This window comes from Parabacteroides sp. CH2-D42-20, from assembly GCF_003670185.1.
In the GTDB taxonomy this organism is placed as follows: domain Bacteria; phylum Bacteroidota; class Bacteroidia; order Bacteroidales; family Tannerellaceae; genus Parabacteroides; species Parabacteroides distasonis.
Genome location: NZ_RAYG01000100.1, coordinates 1 through 611 on the forward strand (window position 1 = coordinate 1; position 611 = coordinate 611).

Genomic DNA, 611 nt, shown 5'->3' on the forward strand with positions numbered 1-611 from the left:
TGAGTAACGCGTATGCAACTTGCCTATCAGAGGGGGATAACCCGGCGAAAGTCGGACTAATACCGCATGAAGCAGGGATCCCGCATGGGAATATTTGCTAAAGATTCATCGCTGATAGATAGGCATGCGTTCCATTAGGCAGTTGGCGGGGTAACGGCCCACCAAACCGACGATGGATAGGGGTTCTGAGAGGAAGGTCCCCCACATTGGTACTGAGACACGGACCAAACTCCTACGGGAGGCAGCAGTGAGGAATATTGGTCAATGGCCGAGAGGCTGAACCAGCCAAGTCGCGTGAGGGATGAAGGTTCTATGGATCGTAAACCTCTTTTATAAGGGAATAAAGTGACCCACGTGTGGGTTTTTGTATGTACCTTATGAATAAGGATCGGCTAACTCCGTGCCAGCAGCCGCGGTAATACGGAGGATCCGAGCGTTATCCGGATTTATTGGGTTTAAAGGGTGCGTAGGCGGCCCCTTAAGTCAGCGGTGAAAGTCTGTGGCTCAACCATAGAATTGCCGTTGAAACTGGGGGGCTTGAGTATGTTTGAGGCAGGCGGAATGCGTGGTGTAGCGGTGAAATGCTTAGATATCACGCAGAACCCCGATTG

General features: G+C 51.6%; 1 rRNA gene. It reads left to right on the plus strand.

Going from position 1 to position 611, the window contains the following annotated elements:
• Positions 1-611 (plus strand): 16S ribosomal RNA (locus tag D7V92_RS21920); the annotation flags it as partial.